This window comes from Cupriavidus sp. 96C5-1 (assembly GCF_057798855.1).
The window spans coordinates 1-4,025 of record NZ_JBYOJU010000052.1 but is presented as its reverse complement, the minus strand read 5'-3'; the positions used below and the strand labels follow the sequence as shown (position 1 = coordinate 4,025).

Here is a 4,025-nt window from a genome sequence, read left to right as displayed (position 1 = left end):
CCAGATTTGGGGTACTCGCTTCAAGCTGGAGCCACCGCGCCCACGACGAAACCCGTGCCGTTCATGATCGCGTGGTCATCTAAACTGGTAACGGCAGATGCCCGAATGGGCAAGCGAGTTCGTCATTCAGGGGTCGTACCACGAGACCACTGTCATTCGCTGTGTAGTGGCGGTCGGCGCCGGTACCGGCAGATTCCAGCAGAACCGCCGCGCCCACCACGAATCCGCAAAGCCGGCAAGCCCGACAAGCCAGCCCCCCTGCAAGGGGTCGCTTTCTTTTGGTTACTTTTCTTTACGAGTAAAGAAAAGTGACACCTCCATGTGCCAGAGGGCCCGACACCACTCCGCCTTTAGGCCCTGCAGACCTGTCCCAACCCACCCAAGCCTGTAGTGGTCAGCCCAAGCCCCCCAGCCCAGCCTCCCCAACAAATCCAGCAACCACCCCCCCCTCAACCCATAAAAACCTATACCTTGAACCTCACGACCCCATCCGCGCCGACTTCCCGCGTGACTTCCCCCGCATGCCACAGCACATGCAAGTGCGCCAGCGCCTCGCCCATCGCAAACGTCATCTGGTGAATATCGAACTGCCGCTTGAACATCACCCCGACGATGTCATGCGCATTGCATGGCTTCTCGGCGCAAGCGGCGCGCGTTTCGGCGAGACGGTCCACATGGTGCTCCCGCAACTGCCGGATCCGCGTATGCAGGTTACGGAAGGGCTTGCCGTGCGAAGGCAGGATCAGCACGTCTTCCGGCAGCGGCTCGTACTTGCCCAGGGAGTCCAGGTATAGCTTGAGCGGATTGGCTTCCGGCTCCATGTCGAACACGCTGACATTGGTGGAGATGCGCGGCAGCACCATGTCGCCGGAGATCAGCACGTTGGTGGCGGCGTTATACAGCGCCACGTGTTCGGGCGCATGGCCGAAGCCGGTGATCACGCGCCAGCCGGAGCGGGCGGCGTCGGTGCCGATATGGACGATATCGCCATCCATCAGGCGCCGGTACTGGGTCGGCAGGTCCGGCACCAGCGACGGGTAGTAGCTCTTGCGCGCGCGCAGCTTTTCCAGGCTGTCGGGGTCGGCCAGGCCGTGGCGGGCGAAGTGGCTGGCGGCGAAGTCGCCGCCGGCGTTGGAGCCGGCGCCGGTGCCGCTGCCCATTACGCGGGCATTCATGTAGTCGCCCAGACTCATCCACAGCCGCGCGTCCCAGCGCTTGCACAGCCAGTGCGCCAGGCCGATGTGGTCGGGGTGGCAGTGCGTGGCCAGTACGCGCAGCACGGGCAGGCCCTCGAGTTCGTTGGCGAACACGGTTTCCCAGTGCGCCTTGATGGTGTCGTTGGTGATGCCGCAATCGATCACGGTCCAGCCGTCGCGGCCGTCGAGGCGGTCCCGCACCAGCCACAGGTTGATGTGATCCAGCGCGAAGGGCAGGGGCATGCGCAGCCAGTACACGCCGGGCGCGACTTCCTGGCGGGCGCCGGCTTCGGGCATGGTGTCGCCAAACGGGTATTGGAGCTGGTGTTCTAGTGCGTTCATGGGGAGTCTCTCGGGTCTGAAGCCCTGTGCGCGCTGTGCCGCGCGCAGGCGGGCTTTCTTGTCGTCGTGCAAGCCGTCCAGGCCGACGGCTTGCACGTCGCGGTTGCCAGCCGCTTTGCTTGACGCTAACGTTAACGTCAATTGAAACGGGCCTTTGTCATATTAAGCGAAAACTTCAATTCGTACCGAACGACCGTTCACTTTTTGCCGGGTCATCATGCCAGCTTCGCCAGTCACGCCAACCTACACCATCACCGATCTCTCCCGCGAGTTCGATGTCACGCCGCGCGCCATCCGCTTCTACGAGGACCAGGGCCTGCTGTCGCCCGAGCGCGAAGGACCTAGCGGGCGCAAGCGCGTCTACAACGGGCGCGAACGCACGCGTCTCAAGCTGACGCTGCGGGGCAAGCGCCTCGGGCTGACGCTGAACGAGATCCGCGAAATTCTCGACCTGTATGAATCGCCGCGCGATACCGCCCCTCAGCTGGAGCGCTTCCTGCATTCGCTGGCGCTGCATCGCGGCACGCTGGAGCGCCAGCTCGAAGACCTGCAGGCCCAGCTTGCCGAGATCGACCAGCACGAACGGCAATGCCGGCGCCTGCTGGCCGGACATGCCGGCGGGAAAGCCTCCGCCGGGCAGGATGAAAGTGCTTGATGGGACGCTGGAATAGCGAATTCGCTTGATTTGATTGACGTTTACGTAAACGTAAATAAAATAGCTCAGCAGCCCATCGTTTAGGCCAGACGCCCGGGTGGTGGCTGGTGAACAGAGGAAAGCCCATGCCCATCGACGTCGATCCCGCCGCCTTGTCCGCCGCGCGCGCGGATGCCATTGCCACCAGCTTCGCCCGCCAGGGCCTGATGACCACCTTTGGCGCGGCGCTGACCAGGGTGACGCGCGGCGAGGTGGAGATCGCCATGCCGTGGTCCGAGGGCGTGACCCAGCAGCACGGTTTTTTCCACGGCGGCGCGGTGGGTGCGCTGGCCGACAGCGCCTGCGGATACGCGGCGCTGTCGCTGGTGGGCGAGGGCGAGGCCGGGTTGACCGCGGAATACAAGATCAACCTGCTGTCGCCCGCACAGGGCGAGCGCCTGATCGCGGTGGGCCGCGTGCTCAAGCCGGGCCGCACCCTGATCGTGGCGCAGGGCGATGTCTTCAGCGAGACCGCGGGCGTGCGCAAGGCGGTGGCCACCATGCTGATGACCTTGTGCGTGGTGCGCACGCTGGATCACGTATGAAGCCTGAAGCCGGTTGCCTTGCAGATGCTGCAATACAAGACAAGACGCGCATAAGAGACCAGAGACCATGCCATCAGGAGACGCCATGACCGACTTGCCAGGCCTGAAGTTCGACTTGGGCGAAGACATCGACATGCTGCGCGAGACCGTGCGCAACTGGGCCCAGGCCGAACTGGCCCCACGTGCGGCCGAGATCGACCGCACCGACCAGTTCCCGATGGACGCCTGGAAGAAGATGGGCGATCTCGGCGTGCTCGGCATCACGGTCGCCGAGGAATACGGCGGCGCCAATATGGGCTACCTCGCCCATATGATCGCCATGGAGGAAATCAGCCGCGCCTCCGCCTCGGTCGGCCTGTCCTACGGCGCGCACTCCAACCTGTGCGTCAACCAGATCCACCGCAACGGCACCGCCGCGCAGAAAGCCAGATACCTGCCCAAGCTGGTCTCCGGCGACTGGATCGGCGCACTGGCGATGAGCGAGCCGAATGCCGGCTCCGACGTGGTGAGCATGAAACTGCGCGCCGACTTCAAGGGCGACCGCTACGTGCTCAACGGCACCAAGATGTGGATCACCAACGGCCCGGACTGCGACGTGCTGGTGGTCTACGCCAAGACCGAGCCGGAGCTGGGCGCGCGCGGCATGACGGCCTTTATCGTCGAGAAGGGCATGAAGGGCTTCTCGGTGGCGCAGAAGCTGGACAAGCTCGGCATGCGCGGCTCGCACACCGGCGAGCTGGTGTTCCAGGACGTGGAAGTGCCGGTGGAGAACATCCTCGGCGCCGAGAACAGCGGCGCCAAGGTGCTGATGAGCGGTCTGGACTATGAGCGCGCCGTGCTGTCCGGCGGCCCGGTGGGCATCATGCAGGCGTGCATGGACGTGATCACCCCGTACATCCACGACCGCAAGCAGTTCGGCCAGAGCATCGGCGAATTCCAGCTGATCCAGGGCAAGGTGGCCGATATGTACACCACGCTGCAGGCGGCGCGCAGCTACCTGTACACGGTGGGCAAGAACCTCGATTCGCTGGGCACGGAGCACGTGCGCCAGGTGCGCAAGGACTGCGCCGCGGTGATTCTCTATACCGCCGAGAAAGCGACGTGGATGGCCGGCGAGTCGGTGCAGATCCTGGGCGGCAACGGCTATATCAACGAATACCCGGTGGGCCGCCTGTGGCGCGACGCCAAGCTGTACGAGATCGGCGCCGGCACTTCGGAAATCCGCCGTATGCTGATCGGGCGCGAGCT

General features: G+C 64.4%; 4 protein-coding genes. 3 read left to right on the top strand and 1 reads right to left on the bottom strand.

Going from position 1 to position 4,025, the window contains the following annotated elements; translation table 11 throughout:
* Positions 1 to 464: 464 nt before the first annotated feature.
* Positions 465 to 1,538 (bottom strand): MBL fold metallo-hydrolase, encoded by a 1,074-nt coding sequence (locus AC3FOF_RS37435; protein ID WP_488729485.1) that lies wholly within the window; start codon positions 1,536 to 1,538, stop codon positions 465 to 467.
* A 217-nt stretch (positions 1,539 to 1,755) separates the two neighbouring features.
* On the opposite strand from AC3FOF_RS37435, the gene AC3FOF_RS37430 reads away from it, so the two are divergent.
* The 3 genes from AC3FOF_RS37430 to AC3FOF_RS37420 all read left to right on the top strand — a co-directional run.
* Positions 1,756 to 2,193: a MerR family transcriptional regulator gene (locus AC3FOF_RS37430; protein ID WP_017225501.1), complete on the top strand. Its 438-nt coding sequence runs from the start codon at positions 1,756 to 1,758 to the stop codon at positions 2,191 to 2,193.
* Between the two features lie 125 nt (positions 2,194 to 2,318).
* Positions 2,319 to 2,777, top strand: coding sequence for a PaaI family thioesterase (locus AC3FOF_RS37425; RefSeq protein WP_017225502.1), 459 nt, complete (start codon positions 2,319 to 2,321; stop codon positions 2,775 to 2,777).
* A gap of 85 nt (positions 2,778 to 2,862) precedes the next feature.
* Positions 2,863 to 4,025, top strand: a 1,163-nt coding sequence (locus AC3FOF_RS37420; RefSeq protein ID WP_488729484.1) for an isovaleryl-CoA dehydrogenase, incomplete at its 3' end; no start/stop codon positions are given.